This is a genomic window from Citrobacter sp. Cb031 (genome assembly GCF_030336725.1).
Classification (GTDB): domain Bacteria; phylum Pseudomonadota; class Gammaproteobacteria; order Enterobacterales; family Enterobacteriaceae; genus Citrobacter; species Citrobacter braakii.
Window position 1 is genome coordinate 618,803 of record NZ_JAOWDA010000019.1, and the last position, 22,254, is coordinate 641,056.

General features: G+C 52.3%; 22 protein-coding genes, 1 pseudogene and 1 other annotated feature. Of the genes and pseudogenes, 11 read left to right on the forward strand and 12 right to left on the reverse strand.

All coding sequences use genetic code 11. The features are described 5' to 3' along the window. Both hisG and hisL read right to left on the reverse strand, forming a co-directional pair. Positions 1 to 900 carry an ATP phosphoribosyltransferase gene (gene hisG / locus OGV93_RS04130; protein ID WP_003834191.1) on the reverse strand — a complete coding sequence of 300 codons (900 nt, stop codon included), beginning with the start codon at positions 898 to 900 and terminating at the stop codon, positions 1 to 3. A gap of 45 nt (positions 901 to 945) precedes the next feature. Further along, positions 946 to 1,068: a sequence feature (His leader region), on the reverse strand. After that, positions 1,044 to 1,091, reverse strand: coding sequence for a his operon leader peptide (gene hisL / locus OGV93_RS04135; RefSeq protein ID WP_100250077.1), 48 nt, complete (start codon positions 1,089 to 1,091; stop codon positions 1,044 to 1,046). (Overlaps the previous feature by 25 nt.) A gap of 174 nt (positions 1,092 to 1,265) precedes the next feature. Here hisL and OGV93_RS04140 point away from each other — a divergent pair, with 174 nt between their 5' ends. From OGV93_RS04140 to plaP, 4 genes and pseudogenes are all read left to right on the forward strand, one after another. Then, entirely contained in the window at positions 1,266 to 2,090 is an 825-nt protein-coding gene (locus OGV93_RS04140) for an SDR family oxidoreductase (RefSeq protein WP_047498991.1), read from the forward strand. 40 nt (positions 2,091 to 2,130) lie between these two features. Then, a pseudogene (locus tag OGV93_RS04145) lies at positions 2,131 to 3,115 on the forward strand (LysR substrate-binding domain-containing protein). Between the two features lie 162 nt (positions 3,116 to 3,277). Further along, positions 3,278 to 3,340, forward strand: coding sequence for a membrane protein YoeI (gene yoeI / locus OGV93_RS23830; protein ID WP_099045591.1), 63 nt, complete (start codon positions 3,278 to 3,280; stop codon positions 3,338 to 3,340). Continuing rightward, positions 3,330 to 4,691 carry a putrescine/proton symporter PlaP gene (gene plaP, locus OGV93_RS04150; protein WP_016153551.1) on the forward strand — a complete coding sequence of 454 codons (1,362 nt, stop codon included), beginning with the start codon at positions 3,330 to 3,332 and terminating at the stop codon, positions 4,689 to 4,691. The genes yoeI and plaP overlap by 11 nt, the downstream gene beginning before the upstream one ends. A gap of 60 nt (positions 4,692 to 4,751) precedes the next feature. On the opposite strand, the gene sbcB is transcribed toward plaP, so the two are convergent. Then, entirely contained in the window at positions 4,752 to 6,176 is a 1,425-nt protein-coding gene (gene sbcB, locus OGV93_RS04155) for an exodeoxyribonuclease I (RefSeq protein WP_016156890.1), read from the reverse strand. Between the two features lie 397 nt (positions 6,177 to 6,573). On the opposite strand from sbcB, the gene phsA reads away from it, so the two are divergent. The 7 genes from phsA to OGV93_RS04190 all read left to right on the forward strand — a co-directional run bounded on the left by phsA (position 6,574) and on the right by OGV93_RS04190 (position 13,825). Beyond that, the gene (gene phsA, locus OGV93_RS04160; protein ID WP_287109400.1) at positions 6,574 to 8,847 is read left to right on the forward strand and encodes a thiosulfate reductase PhsA; all 2,274 of its coding nucleotides are present in this window, start codon (positions 6,574 to 6,576) and stop codon (positions 8,845 to 8,847) included. 14 nt (positions 8,848 to 8,861) lie between these two features. After that, a complete protein-coding gene (phsB, locus tag OGV93_RS04165; RefSeq protein WP_016153548.1) occupies positions 8,862 to 9,440 on the forward strand; it encodes a thiosulfate reductase electron transport protein PhsB in 579 nt (192 codons plus the stop codon). Then, positions 9,437 to 10,204 (forward strand): thiosulfate reductase cytochrome B subunit, encoded by a 768-nt coding sequence (phsC, locus tag OGV93_RS04170; protein ID WP_213238846.1) that lies wholly within the window; start codon positions 9,437 to 9,439, stop codon positions 10,202 to 10,204. The genes phsB and phsC overlap by 4 nt, the downstream gene beginning before the upstream one ends. Before the next feature lie 138 nt (positions 10,205 to 10,342). Continuing rightward, positions 10,343 to 11,515 (forward strand): serine-type D-Ala-D-Ala carboxypeptidase DacD, encoded by a 1,173-nt coding sequence (dacD, locus tag OGV93_RS04175; protein WP_287109401.1) that lies wholly within the window; start codon positions 10,343 to 10,345, stop codon positions 11,513 to 11,515. Between the two features lie 123 nt (positions 11,516 to 11,638). After that, positions 11,639 to 12,106: a DNA gyrase inhibitor SbmC gene (gene sbmC, locus OGV93_RS04180; RefSeq protein ID WP_016156886.1), complete on the forward strand. Its 468-nt coding sequence runs from the start codon at positions 11,639 to 11,641 to the stop codon at positions 12,104 to 12,106. 86 nt (positions 12,107 to 12,192) lie between these two features. Then, positions 12,193 to 13,251, forward strand: coding sequence for an FUSC family protein (locus OGV93_RS04185; RefSeq protein ID WP_016156885.1), 1,059 nt, complete (start codon positions 12,193 to 12,195; stop codon positions 13,249 to 13,251). A gap of 238 nt (positions 13,252 to 13,489) precedes the next feature. Further along, entirely contained in the window at positions 13,490 to 13,825 is a 336-nt protein-coding gene (locus OGV93_RS04190) for a DUF496 family protein (RefSeq protein WP_003834176.1), read from the forward strand. Positions 13,826 to 13,865: 40 nt separating this feature from the next. On the opposite strand, the gene OGV93_RS04195 is transcribed toward OGV93_RS04190, so the two are convergent. The 9 genes from OGV93_RS04195 to pduO all read right to left on the reverse strand — a co-directional run bounded on the left by OGV93_RS04195 (position 13,866) and on the right by pduO (position 22,252). Further along, positions 13,866 to 14,732 carry a GHMP family kinase ATP-binding protein gene (locus tag OGV93_RS04195; RefSeq protein ID WP_046275680.1) on the reverse strand — a complete coding sequence of 289 codons (867 nt, stop codon included), beginning with the start codon at positions 14,730 to 14,732 and terminating at the stop codon, positions 13,866 to 13,868. Between the two features lie 92 nt (positions 14,733 to 14,824). After that, the gene (locus OGV93_RS04200; RefSeq protein WP_046275681.1) at positions 14,825 to 16,039 is read right to left on the reverse strand and encodes an acetate/propionate family kinase; all 1,215 of its coding nucleotides are present in this window, start codon (positions 16,037 to 16,039) and stop codon (positions 14,825 to 14,827) included. Next, entirely contained in the window at positions 16,024 to 16,476 is a 453-nt protein-coding gene (gene pduV / locus OGV93_RS04205; RefSeq protein WP_046275682.1) for a propanediol utilization protein PduV, read from the reverse strand. Before pduV ends, OGV93_RS04200 begins: the two co-directional genes overlap by 16 nt. 4 nt (positions 16,477 to 16,480) lie before the next feature. Next, positions 16,481 to 16,831: a propanediol utilization microcompartment protein PduU gene (pduU, locus tag OGV93_RS04210; protein WP_016156881.1), complete on the reverse strand. Its 351-nt coding sequence runs from the start codon at positions 16,829 to 16,831 to the stop codon at positions 16,481 to 16,483. Further along, a complete protein-coding gene (gene pduT, locus OGV93_RS04215; protein ID WP_046275683.1) occupies positions 16,831 to 17,385 on the reverse strand; it encodes a propanediol utilization microcompartment protein PduT in 555 nt (184 codons plus the stop codon). The genes pduU and pduT overlap by 1 nt, the downstream gene beginning before the upstream one ends. A gap of 2 nt (positions 17,386 to 17,387) precedes the next feature. Further along, positions 17,388 to 18,743, reverse strand: coding sequence for a cobalamin reductase PduS (gene pduS / locus OGV93_RS04220; protein WP_287109402.1), 1,356 nt, complete (start codon positions 18,741 to 18,743; stop codon positions 17,388 to 17,390). Beyond that, positions 18,740 to 19,852 carry a 1-propanol dehydrogenase PduQ gene (locus OGV93_RS04225; protein WP_065554159.1) on the reverse strand — a complete coding sequence of 371 codons (1,113 nt, stop codon included), beginning with the start codon at positions 19,850 to 19,852 and terminating at the stop codon, positions 18,740 to 18,742. Before OGV93_RS04225 ends, pduS begins: the two co-directional genes overlap by 4 nt. Positions 19,853 to 19,862: 10 nt before the next feature. Continuing rightward, the gene (pduP, locus tag OGV93_RS04230) at positions 19,863 to 21,248 is read right to left on the reverse strand and encodes a CoA-acylating propionaldehyde dehydrogenase PduP (RefSeq protein ID WP_047415486.1); all 1,386 of its coding nucleotides are present in this window, start codon (positions 21,246 to 21,248) and stop codon (positions 19,863 to 19,865) included. Next, positions 21,245 to 22,252, reverse strand: coding sequence for a two-domain cob(I)yrinic acid a,c-diamide adenosyltransferase PduO (pduO, locus tag OGV93_RS04235; RefSeq protein ID WP_103928342.1), 1,008 nt, complete (start codon positions 22,250 to 22,252; stop codon positions 21,245 to 21,247). Before pduO ends, pduP begins: the two co-directional genes overlap by 4 nt. Positions 22,253 to 22,254 lie beyond the last annotated feature (2 nt).

Genomic DNA, 22,254 nt, shown 5'->3' on the forward strand with positions numbered 1-22,254 from the left:
TCACTCCATCATCTTCTCAATCGGCAGCACCAGAATGGAGCTGGCGCCGAGCGCTTTCAGTTTTTCCATCGTTTCCCAGAACAGGGTTTCGCTGCTGACCATGTGCATGGCTACGCGCTGCTGGTCACCCGCCAGTGGCAGAATGGTAGGGCGCTCAGCGCCTGGCAGCAGGGCGATGACTTCGTCCAGACGTTCGCTCGGCGCGTGCATCATGATGTATTTTGATTCACGTGCCTGAATGACCCCCTGAATACGGGTCAGCAGTTTGTCGATCAGTTGTTGCTTGGCTTCGGCCATTTCGCCGTCGCGCTGAATCAGGCAGGCTTTAGAGCGGTAAATCACTTCCACTTCACGCAGACCGTTGGCTTCAAGCGTGGCTCCGGTTGACACCAGATCGCAAATCGCATCAGCCAGACCTGCGCGGGGAGCGACTTCTACAGAGCCGTTTAACAGACAGGATTTAAACGACACCCCTTTTTGGTCAAGATAACGTTTAAGCAGGTGTGGGTAAGAGGTAGCGATACGCTTACCGTTCAGCGCTGCCGGGCCATCCCAGGCTTCATCAACCGGGGTAGCCAGCGAAAGACGGCAGCCGCCGAAGTCCAGACGACGCAAGGTAAAATAGCGTGGATCTTCACCCTGTGCCCGGCGGTTGAGCAGTTCCTCTTCGAGAACGTTTTCCCCGATGATGCCGAGATCTACGACGCCGTCCATCACCAGACCCGGGATATCATCATCACGCACGCGCAGAATATCGATCGGCATATTCTCAGCCATCGCGATCAGGCGCTGGGTGTGAAGATTAATTTTAATGCCGCAACGGGCCAGCAATTCGCGTGAATCATCGCTTAAACGACCTGATTTCTGCATAGCTATGCGTAAACGGGTGTTATCTAACATTCTTTATTCCTCGTTATCCTGTCTGAATCAGTTTGGGTCACGCACAAAAAAAAGCCCCCGGAAGAAATCTTCCGGGGGCTTTCTCATACGCTCATGCACCGCTGGAAGATTTAAATGTCTCCCAGCACACATCGCCTGAAAGACTAGTCAGGATGATGGTGATGATGGTGTTTGAATTGAGCGCGTGTCATAAATTTTCTCGATGAATGTTTATTCATTTGATGTCTTTTAACCTAAACCACTTTAGCTACGGAAAGCAAGGGCTTTTTTTGATCATTAATTCATTTCATATTGATACTATGAATTGTCAGCCACTGTGGGCTAGCGTAGCCTTGCGTTATAGGCCAAAAGTCAGGAGAGAAGGCATGAAAAAGGTCGCAATTGTCGGTTTGGGTTGGTTAGGCATGCCGTTAGCTATGTCGCTGGCGGCGAGAGGCTGGCAGGTTACCGGCAGCAAAACCACATTGGATGGGGTGGAAGCGGCCCGCATGAGTGGTATAGAGAGCTACTCGCTGCGCCTGGAGCCTGAACTGGTCTGTGAGACAGACGATCTCGACGCACTGATGGACGCCGACGCGCTGGTTATTACGCTACCTGCGCGCCGTAGCGGTCCGGGGGAGACATTTTACCTGCAGGCTATGCAGGAGCTGGTCGACAGTGCGCTGGCGTACCGTATCCCGCGGATTATTTTTACCAGTTCGACGTCGGTCTATGGCGATGCACAAGGCATCGTGAAAGAAGGGACTCCGCGTAACCCGGTCACGGCAAGTGGTCGCGTATTGAAAGAACTTGAAGACTGGTTGCACAATTTACCCGGCACTTCGGTGGATATTTTGCGCCTGGCCGGACTTGTCGGCCCGGGAAGACATCCCGGTCGTTTTTTCGCTGGCAAGACGGCGCCAGATGGACACCATGGCGTCAATCTGGTGCATCTGGATGATGTGGTTGCCGCCATCTCTTTGCTGCTGCAAGCGCCAAAAGGGGGACACATCTATAATATATGTGCGCCTATGCATCCGGCGCGCAATGTGTTCTATCCACAGATGGCCCGCCAGTTGGGGATGGAGCCGCCGGAATTTCGTGGCAATGAGGATAACGGTAAAGGTAAAGTCATTGATGGCAACCGTATTTGTAACGAGCTTGGGTTTGAGTACCAGTATCCTGACCCGCTGGTGATGCCGATGGAGTGACAGACCAGCAGAGTGCCGCTGATACCGCCAGGGGGCGAGTATGAAACCACTGCTGGACGTTCTTATCATCCTCGATGCGTTGGAAAAAGAGGGCAGTTTCGCTGCGGCGTCGGCAAAATTGTTTAAGACGCCGTCTGCGCTTAGCTACACCGTCCATAAGCTGGAAAGCGATCTTAATATTCAGCTACTCGATCGCAGCGGACATCGGGCTAAGTTTACCCGTACCGGGCAGATGCTGCTGGAAAAGGGGCGGGAGGTGTTGCACACCGTCCGCGAACTCGAAAAGCAGGCGATTAAACTTCACGAAGGCTGGGAGAATGAACTGGTTATTGGCGTAGATGATACGTTTCCCTTTTCGCTGCTGGCCCCTCTCATCGAATCTTTCTATCAACACCACAGTGTGACGCGCCTGAAATTTATCAATGGCGTGCTGGGCGGCTCCTGGGATGCCCTCACTCAGGGGCGGGCAGATATTATTGTCGGCGCCACGCATGAGCCGCCTGCCGCGAGCGAATTTGGCTTTGCGCAGCTAGGGGTTCTGGAGCAGGTGTTTGTGGTTGCGTCGCATCATCCGCTGGCGCAGGAACAGGAGCCGTTGAATCGTCGCACTATTCGGCGTTTTCGCGCGATTGTGGTGGGCGACAATGCACAGCATGCCAACGTCTCCGGCTCTCAGGTGCTCGACGATCAGGAAGCCATCACCGTTTTTGACTTCAAAACCAAGCTGGAACTGCAAATCAGTGGTCTGGGATGCGGCTATATTCCACGCTATCTGGCGCAGCGATTTCTGGAGAGCGGCGCTCTGATTGAGAAAAAAGTGGTCGCACAAATTATCTTTGAACCCGTGTGGATAGGTTGGAATGAACAGACTGCCGGGTTGGCCAGCGCCTGGTGGCGAGATGAGATTTTAGCAAATAGTGCTATTGCGGGGGTGTATGTTAAAACGGCTGCTGATAAATCAATCAGTTAAGAAAAAATATTCTTTTGTAGTAGCTTCAATCTCTTGTTATTTCTCTCCAAATTAGTGCAAAATACGCCGCTTGCAAAAAATGACATTAACCGACGTTTTAATACGCGTCGGTTATTTTTTTGCATCAAACCAATCATTCATAAAAGAGGCCGGGCTTCGTACCGGATAGATACTTACTTAAAAATCGACAGTTGTTGTCGCTGAGGATTAACAAAAAATGGGGCAATTTTTTGCTTACGCGACGGTTTTCGCCGTAATGGGGGATAACCATGTCGCATAACGCTACTCCAAACACCTCTCGCGTGGAATTACGTAAAACGCTTACGCTGGTTCCGGTTGTCATGATGGGCCTTGCCTATATGCAGCCGATGACGCTGTTCGATACATTCGGTATCGTATCAGGAATGACCGATGGTCACGTCCCGACAGCTTACGCCTTTGCACTGATCGCCATCCTCTTTACCGCACTTAGCTACGGTAAACTGGTGCGTCGCTATCCGTCTGCAGGCTCTGCCTACACTTACGCCCAGAAATCCATTAGCCCGACCGTTGGCTTTATGGTGGGTTGGTCATCACTGCTGGACTACCTGTTCGCACCGATGATCAACATTCTGTTGGCGAAAATTTATTTTGAAGCTCTGGTGCCGTCGATACCGTCATGGATATTCGTGGTGGCGCTGGTGGCCTTTATGACTGCCTTTAACCTGCGCAGCCTGAAATCTGTTGCGAATTTCAACACCGTCATCGTGTTGTTGCAGGTGGTGCTGATTGCAGTGATCCTCGGCATGGTCGTTTATGGCGTGTTCGAAGGGGAAGGTGCCGGTACGCTGGCGAGCAGCCGTCCGTTCTGGTCAGGTGATGCGCATGTGATCCCGATGATCACGGGAGCGACTATCCTGTGCTTCTCGTTCACCGGTTTTGACGGTATCAGCAACCTGTCTGAAGAAACCAAAGACGCTGAACGTGTGATCCCGCGGGCGATTTTCCTGACCGCGCTGATTGGTGGCCTGATCTTTATCGTCTCCACCTATCTGTTGCAGCTGTACTTCCCGGATATCTCACGCTTCAAGGATCCGGACGCTTCGCAGCCGGAAATCATGCTGTATGTCGCTGGTAAGTTCTTCCAGGTCGGCGCGCTGATTTTCTCTACCATTACCGTACTGGCGTCAGGTATGGCGGCGCATGCAGGCGTAGCGCGTCTGATGTATGTGATGGGGCGTGACGGTGTGTTCCCGAAAAGTTTCTTCGGTTATGTCCACCCGAAATGGCGTACTCCGTCCATGAACATCATTCTGGTTGGTGCGATTGCTCTGCTGGCAATTAACTTCGACCTGGTGATGGCGACGGCGCTGATTAACTTCGGTGCGCTGGTGGCGTTTACCTTCGTTAACCTGTCGGTGATCTCCCAGTTCTGGATCCGTGAGAAGCGTAACAAGACGCTGAAAGACCACTTCCAGTATCTGTTCCTGCCAATGTGCGGTGCGCTGACCGTTGGTGCGCTGTGGGTGAACCTGGAAGAGAGCTCAATGGTTCTGGGTCTGATCTGGGCCGCTATTGGTCTGATTTACCTGGCTTGCGTGACCAAAAGCTTCCGTAACCCGGTGCCACAGTACGACGAAGATATCGCGTAATAACTGTATTTAGATAAAAAAAACCGGAGACATGTTCTCCGGTTTTTTTATACGTGGGAGTTATACAATCTCTTGCGCATACTGCCAGAGTGACTTCAGCAGCATCAGTTTCCCTTTGTTATCTGCATATTGCTGGCTCAGCATCTGCAATTCATTGGCGTAATTTTGCAAAAACTCCGGCGTGAATATTTGACGACGATGGTCCAACCAGCGCTGCTGTTCGGCTTCATCCAGCGTGCCGGGAAAGTTACGTGCGCGGTAGTTAAACAGCAGCTTTTCAATGCGCTTATCGACAAAGGAGATATCCAGCGCCGGTAAATTGCGCGGCTCAGTTTCCAGAACGATTTTCATCGCGGCACGATCGGCATCGCTGAAAAAACCATTGTACAACTGTGCGTCTACGTTATCTGATGGCGTAAAGGGTTCCGCATCGGCGAAGATGGCCACCACTTTGTCGCGAACCTGCGGGTTTTCGCGCAGTATTTTGAGATTATCCAAACAATGCTGGCGGTTAATGCCAAGGCGATCGGCATCTTCCGGGCGCAAGGTATTCGCCTGTGCCAGTACCGGGCATTTGTTGATGTGCACCAGTTTAACCGGCACGGCTGGGTTATCTCCCAGATCAGCTTTAGCAGTGTAGAGCCGCTCACGCAGCGCGTCGCTGTCCAGTTCGAGCAGCGGTGAAATATCACCGGCTAAGTCGACCATAATCACGGCGTTGCGATTCTCAGGATGCCAGGCTAAAGGCGCCACCCAACTGGTGTTGCCGCGCCATGCGCCGAACATCCCCGAAACATGGACCAGCGGCTTCATTTGCGGGACATCAATCAGTGCGGCCAGTTTGTGCTTATTGCGATGGCTGTAGAGATAATCAAACAGGCGCGGCTGGCGCGACTTCACTAATTGCGCCATCGCAATTGTGGCGTATACGTCGGCCATCGCATCGTGGGCATTGGCATGTTCAATACCGTTGGCTTTGGTCAAATGCTCCAGGCGAAAGCTGGGTAAGCCGTCGTCGTTTTCCGGCCAGTTAATTCCTTCAGGACGCAAGGCATAGCAGGCGCGCATCACATCCAGCAGATCCCAGCGTGAATTATCGTTCTGCCAGCTCCAGGCGTAGGGATCGTAGAAATTGCGATACAGGATGTTGCGCGTCACTTCATCATCGAAGCGCACGTTGTTATAGCCCAGGATACAGGTTTTAGGCACGGTGAACAGGGCGTGGATGCGCGCAGCAAAGGCGGCTTCATTTTCTCCTTTTTCACGCGCTTCCTGCGGTGTGATACCAGTTATCAGCACCGCCTCAGGCTGCGGCAGATAGTCGTCTGCGGGTTTGCAATAAAAGACTTCAGGTTCACCGATAATGTTGAAATCGCTATCTGTGCGGATAGCCGCAAATTGCGCGGGTCTGTCCAGCGCCGGATGGGTACCAAAGGTCTCGTAATCGTGAAAGAGAAAACCAGGTTGCTGCTTGCCGTCATTCATTGTTCAGTTATGTCCGGGATCAATTTAGCGCTCGTCCAAGAATACCAAAAAATAGCGAGGTAATCAGCAAAGCGATTATCAATGCTGAATGATGTACGCAATAAAATTGAGATGAACAGGCTTTAATAGAATTGATTAATAAATTTTGTACTGTTAAGGGAAATTACTGGAATAAATTTTCTGAAATCTATGAGCTGATAAATAATATAAATGAGAACCATTATTGTTATTTAGTGCTGATTTGTTGTGTTCTGGAAATTTTAAAATTCTTTTATAAACAATGGGTTTTTATTTTGGTGGTTAGCTGCTCTATATTCTAATGAAATGTGAGTGAGGTTAAAAATTAATAATTTAAACACCATATAATAATTGGATATATCTAATAACAGGAGGTTATATGAGCATTAGTCGGCGTAATTTTTTGCGAGGAGTGGGTATCGGTTGCTCGGCCTGCGCGATAGGCAGTTTTCCGCCAGGCGCACTGGCGCGAAATTCTCCAGAGAGCATTAAGGGGAAAACATCTCTGACGCCAAGCTTGTGCGAAATGTGTTCTTATCGTTGCCCAATACAGGCACAGGTAATTAATAACAAGACGGTTTTTATTCAGGGGAACCCTAATGCGCCTCAACAAGGCACGCGTGTCTGCGCGCGCGGAGGCAGTGGTGTTAGCCTGGTCAACGACCCGCACCGTATTGTCAAACCCATGAAACGCACAGGGCCTCGCGGCAGCGGAGAATGGCAGGTTATTAGTTGGGAACAGGCTTACAAAGAAATTGCCGAAAAAATGATGGCAATAAAAGCGCAGCATGGTCCTCAGGGGGTCGTATTCTCTTCCAAATCCGGTTCGCTTTCGGGTCATTTATTTCAACTGGCAACGGCGTTTGGATCGCCAAACACCTTTACGCATGCGTCGACATGCCCTGCCGGAAAATCGATTGCCGCCAAAGTGATGATGGGCGGCGATTTGGCTATGGATATCGCCAATACCCGTTATATGGTCTCTTTTGGCCACAATCTCTATGAAGGTATTGAGGTTGCCGAAACGCATGAACTGATGACCGCGCAGGAAAAGGGCGCAAAAATGGTCAGCTTCGATCCCCGTTTGTCAGTTTTCTCCAGCAAGGCGGATGAATGGCATGCGCTCAAGCCGGGCGGCGACTTGCCGGTGTTAATGGCCATGTGTCACGTCATGATTAATGAACATCTGTATGACGCGGACTTCGTAGCGCGCTACACCACAGGGTTTGACCAACTGGCCGAAGCGGTACAAGAGACCACGCCGGAATGGGCGCAAAAGCAGGCTGACGTGCCTGCTAATGTCATTGTTCGGGTCACCCGCGAAATGGCCGCCTGTGCGCCTCATGCTATCGTCAGCCCTGGCCATCGCGCGACGTTTTCGCAAGAAGAAATTGATATGCGGCGTATGATTTTCACCCTCAATGCGCTGCTGGGAAATATTGAGCGTGAAGGGGGCTTGTACCAGAAAAAAGCCGCGGCGACCTACAATAAGCTGGCTGGAGAGAAGGTCGCTCCGGTGCTGGCAAAACCTGATGCCAAATTGCCCAAGCCAACGGCGCAGCGCATCGATTTGGTTGCCCCACAATTCAAGTACATCGCGGCGGGTGGCGGCGTAGTGCAAAGCATCATCGATGCCGTGTTAAACCAGACGCCGTATCCGGTGAAGGGATGGATTATGTCCCGCCACAATCCTTTCCAAACTGTGACCTGTCGGCCTGATCTGGTCAAAACCGTCGAACAACTCGATCTGGTGGTCAGTTGCGATGTCTATTTAAGCGAAAGCGCGGCATATGCCGATTATCTGTTACCCGAATGCACCTACCTTGAACGCGATGAAGAAGTCTCTGATATGTCGGGCCTGAATCCGGCCTATGCCCTGCGCCAGCAGGTTGTAGAGCCGATAGGGGATGCGCGTCCGAGCTGGCAAATCTGGAAAGAGCTGGCCGTGCAGTTAGGTCTTGGGCAGTTCTACCCCTGGCAGGATATGCAGACGCGGCAGCTGTACCAGCTTAATGGTGATCATGCGCTTTCCGCTGAACTGCGTCAGAAAGGATATCTGGAGTGGGGGATTCCGCTGCTGCTGCGGGAACCTGAAGCAGTGCGTCAGTTTGTGGCGCGTTATCCGGGCGCGGTGGCGGTTGACGGCGACGGTACCTATGGCGAGCAACTGCGCTTTAAATCCCCGTCTGGAAAAATTGAACTCTACTCTGAAGAGCTGGAAGCACTTTTGCCTGGCTACGGTATTCCGCGCGCCCGCAATTTTGCCCTCAAAGGCGACAATGAACTCTATTTTATTCAGGGAAAAGTTGCGGTGCATACCAACGGCGCGACGCAATATGTACCACTGCTGAGTGAGCTGATGTGGGATAACGCGGTGTGGATCCACCCGCAAACGGCCCGTGAAAAAGGCATCAAAAACGGCGATGAGATTTGGCTGGAAAATGCGACCGGTAAGGAAAAAGGCAAAGCGCTGGTTACTGCCGGAATACGACCCGATACGCTGTTCGTTTATATGGGATTTGGCGCCAAGGCGGGAGCTAAAACCGCGGCGACGACGCACGGTATTCACTGCGGTAATTTGCTTCCGCATGTTACCAGTCCGGTTTCCGGTACGGTGGTGCACACCGCTGGCGTCACGCTTCGTCGGGCATGAGAAAGGAGAACATCATGAATCAATCAACAAACCCTTATGTCATGCTGCATGACGAGAAACGCTGTATTGGCTGTCAGGCGTGTACGGTTGCCTGCAAGGTACTGAATGACGTGCCGGAGGGATTTAGTCGCCTACAAGTGCAGATCCGTTCACCCGAACATGAACCCGAAGTGCTGTCCCACTTCCAGTTTGTTCGCGTTTCCTGTCAGCATTGTGAAGATGCGCCGTGCGTCAGCGTCTGTCCTACTGGCGCTTCATTTCGTGACGAAAATGGCATTGTGCAAGTGGATAAGTCTCGCTGTATTGGTTGTGACTACTGCGTTGCCGCTTGCCCGTTCCATGTCCGCTACCTCAACCCACAAACGGGGATTGCCGACAAATGTAACTTCTGCGCCGATACTCGCCTGGAGGTCGGACAATCGCCAGCCTGTGTTTCCGTTTGTCCGACGGATGCGCTGAAATTTGGTCGTCGCGATGACCCGGAAATTCAGCACTGGATTAATCAAAAAGAGGTTTATCGCCAGCAGGATACGCGTAGCGGCCCGGTAAGTGTCTATCGGCGTAAAGAGATCCATCAGGAGGGTAATGTATGAATTCTATCTGGGGAGCAGAGCTTAACTATGCGCCGGACTACTGGCCGCTGTGGCTCATTTATGCAGGCGTCGTTATTGTGCTGATGATTGCGGGCCTGGTCACGCACGCGCTGTTACGTCGGATGCTGGCGCCCAAAACGGCAACCGGGGAAGAACATCGGGACTACCTCTATTCGCTGGCGGTCCGCCGCTGGCACTGGGGTAATGCGCTGCTCTTTATCCTGCTTCTGCTGAGCGGCTTGTTTGGCCACTTTTCTGTCGGACCGGTGGCCTTAATGGTGCAGGTACATACCTGGTGTGGCTTCGCATTGCTGGCCTTCTGGATTGGCTTTGTGTTAATAAACGCAACCAGCGGCAACGGCTGCCATTATCGTGTGAAATTTAGCGGGTTGATATCACGCTGCCTGCTGCAAACACGCTTTTATCTGTATGGCATTATGAAAGGTGAGCCGCACCCGTTTGCCGCAACGGCAGAGGATAAATTTAACCCGCTGCAACAGCTGGCCTACCTGGCCATCATGTACGCACTGGTTCCACTACTGATCATCACCGGGTTGGTATGTCTCTACCCGCAGGTGGTAGGGGCGGGGCCGGTGATGCTGGTGCTGCATATGGCGTTAGCGATTGTGGGCTTACTGTTCATTTGCGCGCATATTTACCTGTGCACGCTGGGTGACACACCGGGGCAAATTTTTCGCAGTATGATCGATGGTTATCACCGCCATCGCAGTCATCACGCAGAGACCGTGCCGCGTAAAGGGTAGTTCCGGCGAGATTTGTCTCTGAAACCCTTTCCTGATAGCAAGAAAATGTGCCTTATGTCACATTTTCTTGCAATTTATCCATGTTTGTTCGACAGAACTTCCGTAAAAAGAACGGCTATTTCTCCCTTTCCTGAGGACATGCTGTTGAAACGCCGTTTGTTTATTGCCGCTTCACTATTAACGATGAGTTTTTCGCCCGCCTGGGCGAGCGATGCCGTGAGCTTCGCCCCACAACCTCCTGCGATTACTGCCGGGGCATGGGTGTTAATGGATTACACCACGGGCCAAATCCTGACAGCCGGTAATGAACACCAGCAGCGCAATCCTGCCAGCCTGACGAAACTGATGACTGGCTATGTTGTCGATCGCGCAATTGACAGCAAGCGTATTAGTCCGACAGATATTGTGACCGTCGGGCGCGATGCATGGGCAAAAGATAATCCTGTATTTGTCGGTTCATCCTTGATGTTCCTGAAAGAAGGGGATCGTGTTTCGGTACGCGACCTCAGTCGTGGGTTAATTGTTGATTCCGGTAATGATGCCTGCGTGGCACTGGCGGATTACATCGCCGGAGGGCAGCCGCAGTTTGTCGCGATGATGAACAACTATGCGCAAAAACTGAACCTGCAGGACACCCATTTTGAAACGGTACATGGTCTGGATGCGCCGGGTCAGCATAGCTCCGCGTACGACCTGGCCGTGCTGTCCCGCGCTATCATCCACGGGGAACCGGATTTCTACCATATGTACAGTGAGAAAAGCCTTACCTGGAACGGCATCACACAGCAAAACCGTAACGGCTTGTTGTGGGATAAAACCATGAACGTAGATGGCCTGAAGACAGGGCATACGTCCGGTGCCGGGTTTAACCTGATTGCTTCCGCCGTCGATGGTCAGCGCCGCCTGATTGCGGTGGTGATGGGCGCGGAGAGTGCGAAAGGGCGCGAAGATCAGGCGCGTAAACTGCTGCATTGGGGGCAACACAACTTCGATACAGTGCAGGTTTTGCGTAGCGGTAAGCAGGTTGGCACTGAACGCATCTGGTATGGCGATAAAGAAAAAATCAGCCTCGGAACCGAGCAGGATTTCTGGATGGCCTTGCCTAAAGCAGAAGTCCCTAACATCAAAGCAAAATATGTCCTTGATAAGAAAGAGCTGGTTGCTCCCATCGCTGCGCATCAACGTGTGGGGGAAATTGAACTCTACGATCGGGAAAAGCTGGTGGCGCATTGGCCTCTGGTTACGCTGGAATCCGTCGGCGAAGGCGGCGTTTTCTCGCGCCTGAGCGATTATTTCCACCACAAGGCGTAGTTTTTCCTGATGCGTCTGACTGGCAAGAGTGCGAATCTGCTCACATAATAATCACTATTTCCTTGTGGCCGACATAGCCAGAAATTACACTGTATATAAATACAGTGTAACAGTGGAGGTTGTATGGAGTACGAGATAAAGCTGGTCGAAAAACGCATGATTGCCGGTTTCCATATGGTTGGACCGTGGGAACAAACGGTGAAGCAGGGGTTTGAGCAATTAATGAAGTGGGTCGACGGTAAACAGATTGTGCCGTTGGAATGGATTGCTGTTTATTACGACAACCCTGATGTTGTTCCTGCGGAAAAATTGCGCTGTGATACCGTGGTTTCTGTGCCTGAAGGTTTTGAAATCCCGGAAAACAGCGAAGGGGTGATCCTCACCGAACTGGCGGGTGGCGACTATGCTGTCGCTGTTGCGCGCGTTGAGAATCACGATTTTGCGACGCCTTGGTATCAGTTCTTCGAGCGCCTGTTGCAGGATACAACTTATACGATAGCCGCTAAACCCTGCTTTGAAGTTTATATGAACAATGGCATGGAGGACGGTTACTGGGACATTGAAATGTACGTGCCAGTGCAGACGAAGTAACTGTTTGGGGTGTAAATCAGGATGATCTTTTCACGCTAAAAACAGGTACAATTCGCTTCTTTGCTATTCCCTGACGGAGTGCATGAGTGCGTGCAGACAAATCGCTGAGTCCTTTTGAAATTCGTTTGTATCGTCATTATCGTGTGGTGCATGGTATTCGCATTGCGCTGGCGTTTCTCCTTACTTTTCTGTTGGTACGCCTGTTAAACATTCCCGAAGGTACATGGCCTCTGATCACGCTGGTGGTGATTATGGGGCCAATATCTTTTTGGGGTAACGTTGTTCCCAGGGCCTTTGAACGTATAGGTGGCACGATCCTGGGCTCGGTCCTGGGACTGGTTGCCCTGCGTCTGGAACTCTTCTCGCTGCCGTTAATGCTGATATGGTGCGCGGTAGCGATGTTTCTCTGCGGCTGGCTGGCGCTGGGTAAAAGGCCGTACCAGGCGCTGCTGATTGGCATAACGCTTGCCGTGGTCGTGGGTGCGCCTGCCGGAGATATGAATACCGCGTTATGGCGCGGTGGTGATGTTATTCTGGGGTCGTTACTGGCGATGCTGTTTACCGGCATCTGGCCGCAGCGGGCCTTTATACACTGGCGTATCCAACTGGCGCATTGCGTCACGGGGTACAATCGGGTGTATCAGGCCGCGCTATCCCCCAATCTGCTCGAGCAACCGCGGCTGGAGAAGCATTTACAACAACTGTTGAGCGACGTTGTCAAAATGCGTGGGCTCATCGCTCCTGCCAGCAAGGAAACCCGCATTCAAAAATCGATCTTTGAGGCTATTCAGACGGTGAATCGCAATCTGGTCTGCATGCTCGAGCTGCAAATTAATGCGCTGTGGGCCAGCCGTACCAGCCACTTTGTCATGTTGAATGCGCATACGCTACGTGAAACTCAGCTCAGGACCCAGCAGGCACTACTGACAATAACCCACGCCTTGTATGAAGGTAATCCGCAGCCGGTGCTTGCCAATACGGAAAAGCTCAATGACACCGTGGCAGAGCTGCGTCAGCTTATTGCTGAGCATAAAGGCGATAATGTCGCAGAAACGCCCATTCACGGCTACGTTTGGTTGAACATGGAGATGGCTCGACAGCTGGAGTTACTTTCACATTTAATCTGTCGCGCACTGCGCAAATAAAGAGCAGATGAGGGGATTGGTTCTACTGCTGCTTCGATTCAGCAAAGATTAGAGGTATGATACTGAAAAAGGCTAAAACCATTGGTAACTGCAATGGCTTTACCCTCGATAACTCAGGTTTCAACCATGCATTGTCGATGCAGATGCAACTTGAAGTATGGCGGGCATGAAAGTAATGTTGACCCACTTTAGCCGTTGTTTTAACGAATCCGAATCTCACATTATCAGGGGTGTAAAAATGGAAACTACCAAGCCTTCTTTCCAGGACGTGCTGGAATTTGTTCGTCTGTTCCGTCGTAAAAACAAACTGCAACGTGAAATCCAGGACGTTGAGAAAAAGATCCGTGACAACCAGAAACGCGTTCTGCTGTTGGACAACCTGAGCGACTACATCAAGCCTGGTATGAGCGTGGAAGCGATTCAGGGCATCATTGCCAGCATGAAAAGCGATTATGAAGATCGTGTTGATGACTACATCATCAAAAACGCCGAGATCTCTAAAGAACGCCGCGATATCTCTAAAAAGCTTAAAGCCATGGGCGAAGTGAAAAACGGCGAAGCGAAAGCCGAGTAACGATTTTATGCTTGTCCGGGTCGCTGCCGTGCGGCGACCCTTATTGCAGTTCGACCCCGCCCGTTACCATGCGTAACAAATGCTGTTCTGGCCAGTGAATCGTAAGTTTTTTCTGCGTCAGCATCCATTTAATGTAATCCACATCATGACGATTTCTGTCCAGCATCAGTCCGACTACGCTGCCGCTGTGCGCGACGTTGACGCCGTATAAATCACATTCTTCCACCAGTGCTAATAGTGAATCAAAATCCGGCTTTGGTAACAGCAATTGGCTGGCGATTGCGCTAAGCGTAGCCGCTTCTCCCAACCGGTAAGGATTTTGGCTAATACAGGCTTCCTGTACTTTTTCCCATGCCCGTTGGAGGGCCGCAGCTCCCGCCTGCAAGCCGGAATGACGTGGAATACGGTGATAATCTGCGGTACGCAATGTTTCAGGGCTTTCGAGAACCAGCAGATCGAGTTGAGGCTGAGCTTCACAACCAATTTGCGTGGAAGCGTTGTTATGATCGAAAAGGGTTAGCTTACGAAAAACGGTGCTATCGGTTGGCTCCAGAGAAACGCAAAGCTGTGCCAGTGTTGGCTCGTCCAGTTGATGGCCCAGATAATGCGCTGCGGCGATGGCCGTGGCGGCAATATCCGCAGTGCTGCTGGCCATTCCTTTCGCGATGGGAATGGTTGACTGAACATCTATCCGGATATCCTGACTGAGATGCGCCGGGTACTGCCAGTGCTGTAATAACCTGTCAACCATTGCCCGAGAAAGTGGACGTTCATCTGTCAGCGGTGAGCCTGAAGTAACCTCAACGGTGCTATACCATTCGACCGGGCAGGAGACCAGTTTCTCACTGCCCAGAATCCAGCCCTGGATAAGTTCTCCGCACGATGCGGGACATTGCGCAACAGCCACGTCTTCACCTTTGTGTTCAGCAATCCTCGGCGCATAGTGTCATGGCGATCGCGCTATTACCATGATTTGCCGCAATTTGCGGTGCGGCAATATCAGGCGGGAATGCCCAATGTCACAGTTTCTGATATCGCTAAACGCATAACGTCCTGGGCTATCATCAGCTCTTCATTGGTATTAATCACCGCCACTTTAACTACCGCATTTTCCGTCTGAATAAAGGTGGCGTTACGCTGATTTTTTTCTTCATCAACGGCCAGACCTAAGAAATTCAGGTTGTGGCAAATCGCGGCGCGAGCACGCGCTGAATTTTCACCAATTCCCCCGGTAAACACCAGCGCATCCAGACCACCCATCTGCATAATATAACTGCCAATAGTGGCGCGAATCCGCTCGGCAAAAAGCGTCAATGCCAGTGCAGCCTGGTGATTGCCCGTATCTGCGGCATGTTCAACATCCCGGTAGTCGGGTGATACACCAGAAACTCCGAGTAATCCGGACTCATTGTTGAGCAATTGGTTGAGCTGCTGCGGGGTTTTGCCTTCACGCAGGGCAATCCACGGCAGAATGGATGGATCAATATCGCCACTTCGCGTGCCCATCATTACGCCAGACTGCGGCGTAAATCCCATGGAGGTATTCACCGAATGTCCGCCTTTGATAGCGCAGATGCTGCTGCCGTTGCCCAGATGACAACAAACAACCCGCAGGGCGCTGAGCGGCACGCCCAGCTTTTCAGCAAGCTGAGCGCTGACATACTTGTGGCTGGTACCATGAAAACCATAACGACGAATACCGAGCTCTGAGTAGTAGCGCCAGGGCAGGGGATAGATGAAAGAAGGCTCATCAAGGGTCTGATGAAAAGCCGTGTCAAAAACCGCAACGGCTGGCGTTTTCGGCAGTAGCTGGCGAAATATCGCAATCCCCAAGGCATTAACCGGGTTATGAAGCGGTGCCAGTTCCGCAAGGCGTTCGATTTCCACCAGTGTTTCATCAGTTACCCGCGCGGAATCTTTGAAGGATTCTCCACCGTGTGCGACGCGATGGCCAACGCCGTCGATCTCTTCCAGACTGCTGATAATATTGTGGCTGAGCAGTTTTTCCAGTAGCAGCGTTACTGCTTCACGGTGATCGGCTACGGGCAAAGTCTCCTGCCATTTTTGCGCTGGTGCTTTTAGGGTGACCTGCGCATCAGACATACCGATACGCTCGATCAGTCCCTGGCAAATCATTTCACCCTGCGGCATCGCCAGGAGCTGAAACTTAAGCGAGGAACTACCTGCATTAATGGCCATTATTTTGTGAGACATGAAGGTTCCTTTGCATTCAGAAAAATGAACATCTCATCGACCCCGGTATTCTCCAGCGCGCTGGTGACAAATACTTGTTGCGCGCCAGCCTGAACTAACCAACTCTCCACGAGAGAAATACGCTGCGGGCTGGCTAAATCGGCTTTGGTGACGAGGCCGATAACGGGTCGGTTCATCGGGCCAGTAAAACCTGGAGAAAAAGGTGACCACGGCGCGTCAGCATTGAGAACCAGCGCGATGATGTCTGCTTCACAGGCGCTGGCCAGCAGCGCGCTGTACAGGCAGCGGTTTTCGAGATATTCACCCGGTGTGTCTATCGTTGTGGGAGACCAGACAATGGCCTGGGTCTTCTGATAGTGAAGCGCCTCTCCCCGCATGCACTGCGTGAGTGACGTTTTACCGCACTGGCTGGGGCCAATTAGCATTATGCGTTTCATGAGATTATGTCCGGGTGATGGGACAGGCGGTAAAACGCATCATTTCGCCCAACGTCCGGGTTACCTGTTTCAGCGCGTACTCAACGGCGGAAACATCGCCCGTCAGTACCACAGCGCCGGTAAAACGGTCGAGAAAACCAATCTCTACCGCCCCGGATTTCGTGGCGATATCACAGGCGATGATTGAGGCTTCGCTGGGGGTAATCGTCAGAATACCGATTGCGGAAACCGATTCTGGTAATCCCAGTTTCTTGAACAAATCTTTACCCGGATTAGCGATAAGATGCGCCAACGTAACCTGCTTGCCAGGAACATATTCCTGAATCATACGATCCGTGGTGGGTTGTCTTTCCATTATCCCTCCACCATCTGTCGCCACATGCTTTCATGCGGACGAGGGATGACCGAACGGTAAACCAACAGACCTTTTTCACCCGCACTTTCACTGGCAACTGTCACTGCGTTATTCACATCAGACACATCGCCAGCGACAACCATGTAGCACTTGCCGCCAATACCAAATGCCATATGGACGCGTACCAGCGTGACATTGGAGGCTTTAACCGCACGGTCGGCGGCGCAGATGCAGGCCGCAACGCTCCATGTTTCAACAATGCCAACGGCCTGACGCTTATCCACGCTGTTAAGTCCACTGATCGCAGGAAGTACGCTGGCGTGAATGTTGGGTAGTACCAGACTATCAACGAGCATATCGCCAGCAAGAGAAGTTCCGGTGGCGATCGCCTGTTGTATTGCGCCTACGTCACCACCGAGCATGAGCAGAAATTTGCCCGGGCAGATGGTCTTGCTGACCAGTAAATTCACATTCGCGCTTTTTAACATGGCATCGCCCGCTTCCATTCCTTTGGCAATGCTGGTGAGTTCTAAAATCCCTATAGCCTGAGACATGATTAACCTCTTATTACCGTGATGGATTGCTCAGTAATTTCGCTGACAATACCGTCAATACTGGCGTGGACAGGTGCCCCTAATGCACCGGACGGCACATCGGCAACGCATTGACCGCGAACAACGTGTTCGCCCTGCAGTACACATGGGATGGCGCTGGCACCAATATGTTGGCGTAGCAACAGCGTCGTTTTATCCGTGGGATAATCAGTCTCAGTTAGTGGCGCATCGTGATACCAGTCGCTAAGGCCCAGTTTGGTAATAAGGCGCTTCACCGGAATAAGCCGATACTTCGCCATTTCATCCTCAGGATTTAACGGCCCTTCATAACGATGGTTGAGCGCCCGTAGCTCGCGTTTAAGCATGCGGTTAATTCGCATCGGTGAAATCCCAACCGGACAGGCTACGCTTTCACATACATTGCATTCTGAACAGGTCAGGGCCGTGAGCAGTAACTGCGGTGTGGCCGCCTGCTGATAATTAACCGCGCGAACCAGCAGGTGCGGCGATAATTCATGGCCGATCAAATGTCTTGGGCACAAATCCGTACACAACCGACACTGCTCGCAAACGGTTTTTGCGACGGAAAGCACGGTGCGTTCATCCTGCATCCGCCGCTGAATCAACGCATGAGACTTTGGTAAAACCAGCAGTCCCCCGGTGGTCTTGCTGACTGGGGTATCCAGTGAGGTAATCAGGCCGCCCATCATCGGACCACCGTTAATAAAACCGGGATCGTCAACGGTAGCACCACCGGCCAGCGCCAGAACCTCACGTAAAGACATTCCGATAGGGACGGTAAGAGTGATTGGTCTGGCGACCGCGCCATTAACGGTCAGGGTACGGCGCGTAACCGGATACTGCTGCTCAACGGCTCTGGCGATGTTGAGTACAGTCTGGACGTTATTGACCACCACGCCGACGCTGACCGGCAGCGCGGCAGGCGGAACTCTCCGGCCCGTTGCCATCCAGATGGTCAAAACCTCGTCACCAGCCGGGTAGACATCAGGCAAAATATGTAAGCGGATCCCGGCAGGCAGAAGGGGCGTTAACGCATTGATAGCCTTTTGATATTTCTCTTTGAGCGCAATAATACCGGCCCTGGCCCCGGTAGCCGTCATGGCATATTGAACGCCACGGATAAGTCGCTCAGCCTGAACGGCCATCAATTGCTGGTCAACTTTCAGCATCGGTTCACATTCTGCCGCATTGACCAGAAACGTATCGACCTGCGCTAGTAATTTTACGTGAGCAGGAAAGCCTGCGCCTCCGGCCCCGACAACACCCGCTGCACGAACGCGTTCGCGAATTGTCTGCGCATCATAAAGCGTGGACTCTGCCGTCATGGCTGTCTTCATAATAATTCCTCAAGCAGTTCCTGCATGGCGCTGGCGTCGGCAACACGAGGATTGGTTTGCAGCGTGACATCAGCCAGCGCGGCCTGAACCATCGACGGTATACGTTGTGACCAGGCTTGCTTTCCGTCTTTAAGCGCGTCAGCAAAAGAAGGTAACGCACACTGTTTTTTGAGTAGCTCTATATGACGAATTAGCGCATTCAGTGCCGCCGTATCGTTCGCGTTATCCGGGCATAGGTGGCAGGCTTTAGCGAAACGGGCGTAGCGCTTCGCGGCCCGCGGATCATGGGCATTAAAATGAATGACATGGGTCAGCAGCAGCGCATTGGCAAGTCCGTGGGGCAGATGAAACTGGCCGCCCAACTGATGGGCAATCGCATGATTGATACCCAGACCAGCCTGACTGAATGCCATTCCCGCGAGCGTTGACGCGTTGTGCATTTTTCCTCTGGTTGCCAGGCAGTCGCCTTTGCTGACGGCGACAGGCAGGTACTGGAAGACAATTTGTGCCGCTTTTTCAGCCAGCGCATCGGTGAAGTCGCTGGCTTTCGTGGACACGTAAGCCTCCAGCGCATGCGTTAATACGTCCATGCCGGTATTCGCGGTTATGGCTGGTGGAACGCTGACGACCAGCGTCGGATCAAGGATGGCCATGTCCGGATAAAGCGCATTATTAAATAATGGATACTTAATGCCTTTATCCGGATCGCTAATCACGCAGGCGCTGGTCACCTCCGATCCCGTGCCGCTGGTGGTGGGAATTGCAACGCAGGTTTCAATCTCAATACCGAACTGTCGGCTGAACCAGACGATGGCTTTTGCGGCGTCCAGTGCAGAGCCACCGCCAAAACCAATTACGACGTCCGGTTGTAGGGACTGCATTTGCGCAATCCCTTGTACTACCGTGCTAATGGTGGGATCGGGGGTGATATCGCTGAAAATGCTGATGCGGTTATCCGCTGGCAGCGCGTCGCGCAGCTTTTCAATCAGGGGAGAGCGCGCGAGAAAACCATCGCAGATAATCCAGATATGCTTATTCGTGAAGCGCTTAAGCACATCCAGGCTTCCCTGGCCGCTGTACAATCGAGTTTGCAGTGAAAAGCTTTTCATAACGGCCCCATTAGCGAATAGAAAAACCGTTTGTCAGCACGCAACGACGAGAGCGTGCGAAAGTGCGCGCAGATGTCGTTCCTTCACCGGTCGGCGTTGCGATGGTGAAGGTGGTAAAGCCTTCACCACCAACGCCAATCCCAGCATAAGAGGGGCCATTTTTCACAAAAATGGAGGTCTGAAGCGTGCGCGCGGCAAGGTTCAGACGTGACACATTTTGCGAATGCATAATGGCGGTGTGATGCAATCCCTCTTCAACCTTCAGGGCCAACGTTAACGCGCTGTCAAAATCGCTCACCGTTACGATGGGTAGCATTGGCATCAGTTGCTCGCTGGTAACCCATGGGTCGTCAGCCTTGACGATACCTATCAGTAATCGAGGTGCTTTTGCCGGAACCGGTATTCCCGCGGCTTCCAGTAAGGTTGCCGGGCTTTTCCCTACCAGTTGTTTATTGGCTATTCCTTCTGGCAGACAAACTGCGCGCAGTTTGTCTATCTCTTCGCTATTGAGTCGCATCGCGCCAAAAGACTGCATTTGTTGAACCAGTCGTTCGGCAACGGCATCAACAACAATCAGGCTCTTCTCAGCAATGCAGGGGAGGTTGTAATCAAAGGATGCGCCATTAATGATATCTTCCGCCGCCTTAACCAGGTCGGCTGTTTCATCAACAATGCAGGGAGGATTGCCTGCGCCTGCGCCAATGACTTTTTTCCCGCTTTTCATGCCCATAGCAACAATGCCTGGACCACCGGTAATCGCCAGAACTGCGATTTTAGGGTGCGCCATCATCTGCTGGGTAGCCTCAAAAGTGGGTTCTGTGACCGTGACGACAAGATTCCGAATCCCGCAGCAGCGAAAAGCAATATCTTCAATCATGGTAATCAGCTTCAGTGAGACCGCTTTTGCACCTGGATGTGGGCTAAAATAAACGCTATTTCCCGCAGCCAGCATACTGATGCTGTTGTTAATAATGGTTTCCGTCGGGTTGGTGCTGGGGGCGACGGAACCAATCACGCCAAAGGGTGAATACTCGAATAACACCATGCCGCCGTCACCGGTAAGCGCCGTAGTGGTGAGATCTTCGATACCCGGGGTATTATCCAACGCAGCTTTATTTTTAAGGAACTTATCCTCTTTGTTGCCCATTCCCGTTTCGGCAGCGCTTTCAGCAGCCAATGAAGCAAGGTGAGGCGTCAGCTCTTCTCGCAGGGCGTTAATGATGGCGCTGCGGGTTTTCAATGGACATTGCTGATAACGCAGAAAAGCCTGATGAGCGGCATCGATCGCTTCGCTAACGGACGGAAAAATTCCATTACCCTTAACTTCTGCTTTGGCCGGGGCAAGTTGCTCACTCAAAATGTTACGAATAAGGGTTTCAAGTTCTGAAGTGTTCATTGATGTGTTCTCACGTTAATTGCCGCAATGGCCGTTTCTGCAATGTCCATATCCTGCTCAACGCTTCCCCCGCTGATGCCAAGACCCCCAAGGAGTAACCCCTCACGCCATAATGCGTACCCGCCACCGAAGGTGACGACTTTTCCCTGCATATGGCTTTCCAGACCGTAAAGCGCGGCGCCTGGCTGCACTTCCGATGTCAGCTCGTGCGTGGCGGTTTTCATTGCCACGGCGGTCCAGGCTTTTTTCGGTGCCAGTTCGCTACTGACGAGTAATGCGTCAGGCATGCGCCAGGTCACCGTTTGGGTCCCATTCGCATCAACAATGCTGATGACGACCGGAACCTGAAGTTCTTCTGCTCTCGTTACCGCAACGCGAGTGAGTTGGTGGAGTTCCTGAAAAGACAGAGACATAGCCGGCTCCCTGGTGGCTGATGTACGGATGGCTGCGAGATAACGCTCCGCCACTTTCTGAATAATGTTGTTTTGATGGGCGTCATGATCTTCTGCTCGTGCAAGCGCATATAAGCAGTCGGAGAGGCGATTGATATAACGCATCAGCACGTGTCTGACGGAAATCTCGGTGGAGAGTTCGACCAGTCGCCTCTCTGCGCGGCGGGCCAGCGTGCGGGCAAAGTGCAGACGGCTGGCGGCTTCGCTGCGGCCAGGTAAAATAAAGCTGCGTAGGGGGGGCACTCTCCCCATCGCGGTATCAATGGCGGCTTCCAGCGCGGCAATTTCTTCTGAGCTGATGTAGCGCTGCTCTGGCGCTGGCTGTTCGCTTTCGCTTGCCAGCTCGGCGCTGAACCAAAAAAGCTGCAGTTGAATGTTTTCGAGTAACTGGCGGTGCTGCGGGTTTTTCGCCGCGCAAACACACAGGCTAAGCGCCGCATTAAGTTCGTCCAGCGTACCGTAAGCCTCGACGCGCGGGTGCGTTTTGCTCACGCGTTGCCCGGTAAAGAGGGCCGTTGTGCCGGCATCGCCAGTGCGGGTATAAATCGCCATAG

Coding starts and splice junctions, on each gene's coding strand:
- phsB (WP_016153548.1), top strand. CDS start 8,862: ATGAATCAATCAACAAACCCTTATGTCATGCTGCATGACGAGAAACGC.
- pduO (WP_103928342.1), bottom strand. CDS start 22,252: ATGGCGATTTATACCCGCACTGGCGATGCCGGCACAACGGCCCTCTTT.
- OGV93_RS04225 (WP_065554159.1), bottom strand. CDS start 19,852: ATGAAAAGCTTTTCACTGCAAACTCGATTGTACAGCGGCCAGGGAAGC.
- plaP (WP_016153551.1), top strand. CDS start 3,330: ATGTCGCATAACGCTACTCCAAACACCTCTCGCGTGGAATTACGTAAA.
- OGV93_RS04140 (WP_047498991.1), top strand. CDS start 1,266: ATGAAAAAGGTCGCAATTGTCGGTTTGGGTTGGTTAGGCATGCCGTTA.
- pduS (WP_287109402.1), bottom strand. CDS start 18,743: ATGAAGACAGCCATGACGGCAGAGTCCACGCTTTATGATGCGCAGACA.
- dacD (WP_287109401.1), top strand. CDS start 10,343: ATGCTGTTGAAACGCCGTTTGTTTATTGCCGCTTCACTATTAACGATG.
- OGV93_RS04190 (WP_003834176.1), top strand. CDS start 13,490: ATGGAAACTACCAAGCCTTCTTTCCAGGACGTGCTGGAATTTGTTCGT.
- pduV (WP_046275682.1), bottom strand. CDS start 16,476: ATGAAACGCATAATGCTAATTGGCCCCAGCCAGTGCGGTAAAACGTCA.
- phsA (WP_287109400.1), top strand. CDS start 6,574: ATGAGCATTAGTCGGCGTAATTTTTTGCGAGGAGTGGGTATCGGTTGC.
- phsC (WP_213238846.1), top strand. CDS start 9,437: ATGAATTCTATCTGGGGAGCAGAGCTTAACTATGCGCCGGACTACTGG.
- pduU (WP_016156881.1), bottom strand. CDS start 16,831: ATGGAAAGACAACCCACCACGGATCGTATGATTCAGGAATATGTTCCT.
- pduP (WP_047415486.1), bottom strand. CDS start 21,248: ATGAACACTTCAGAACTTGAAACCCTTATTCGTAACATTTTGAGTGAG.
- hisG (WP_003834191.1), bottom strand. CDS start 900: ATGTTAGATAACACCCGTTTACGCATAGCTATGCAGAAATCAGGTCGT.
- pduT (WP_046275683.1), bottom strand. CDS start 17,385: ATGTCTCAGGCTATAGGGATTTTAGAACTCACCAGCATTGCCAAAGGA.
- sbmC (WP_016156886.1), top strand. CDS start 11,639: ATGGAGTACGAGATAAAGCTGGTCGAAAAACGCATGATTGCCGGTTTC.
- OGV93_RS04200 (WP_046275681.1), bottom strand. CDS start 16,039: ATGTCTCACAAAATAATGGCCATTAATGCAGGTAGTTCCTCGCTTAAG.
- sbcB (WP_016156890.1), bottom strand. CDS start 6,176: ATGAATGACGGCAAGCAGCAACCTGGTTTTCTCTTTCACGATTACGAG.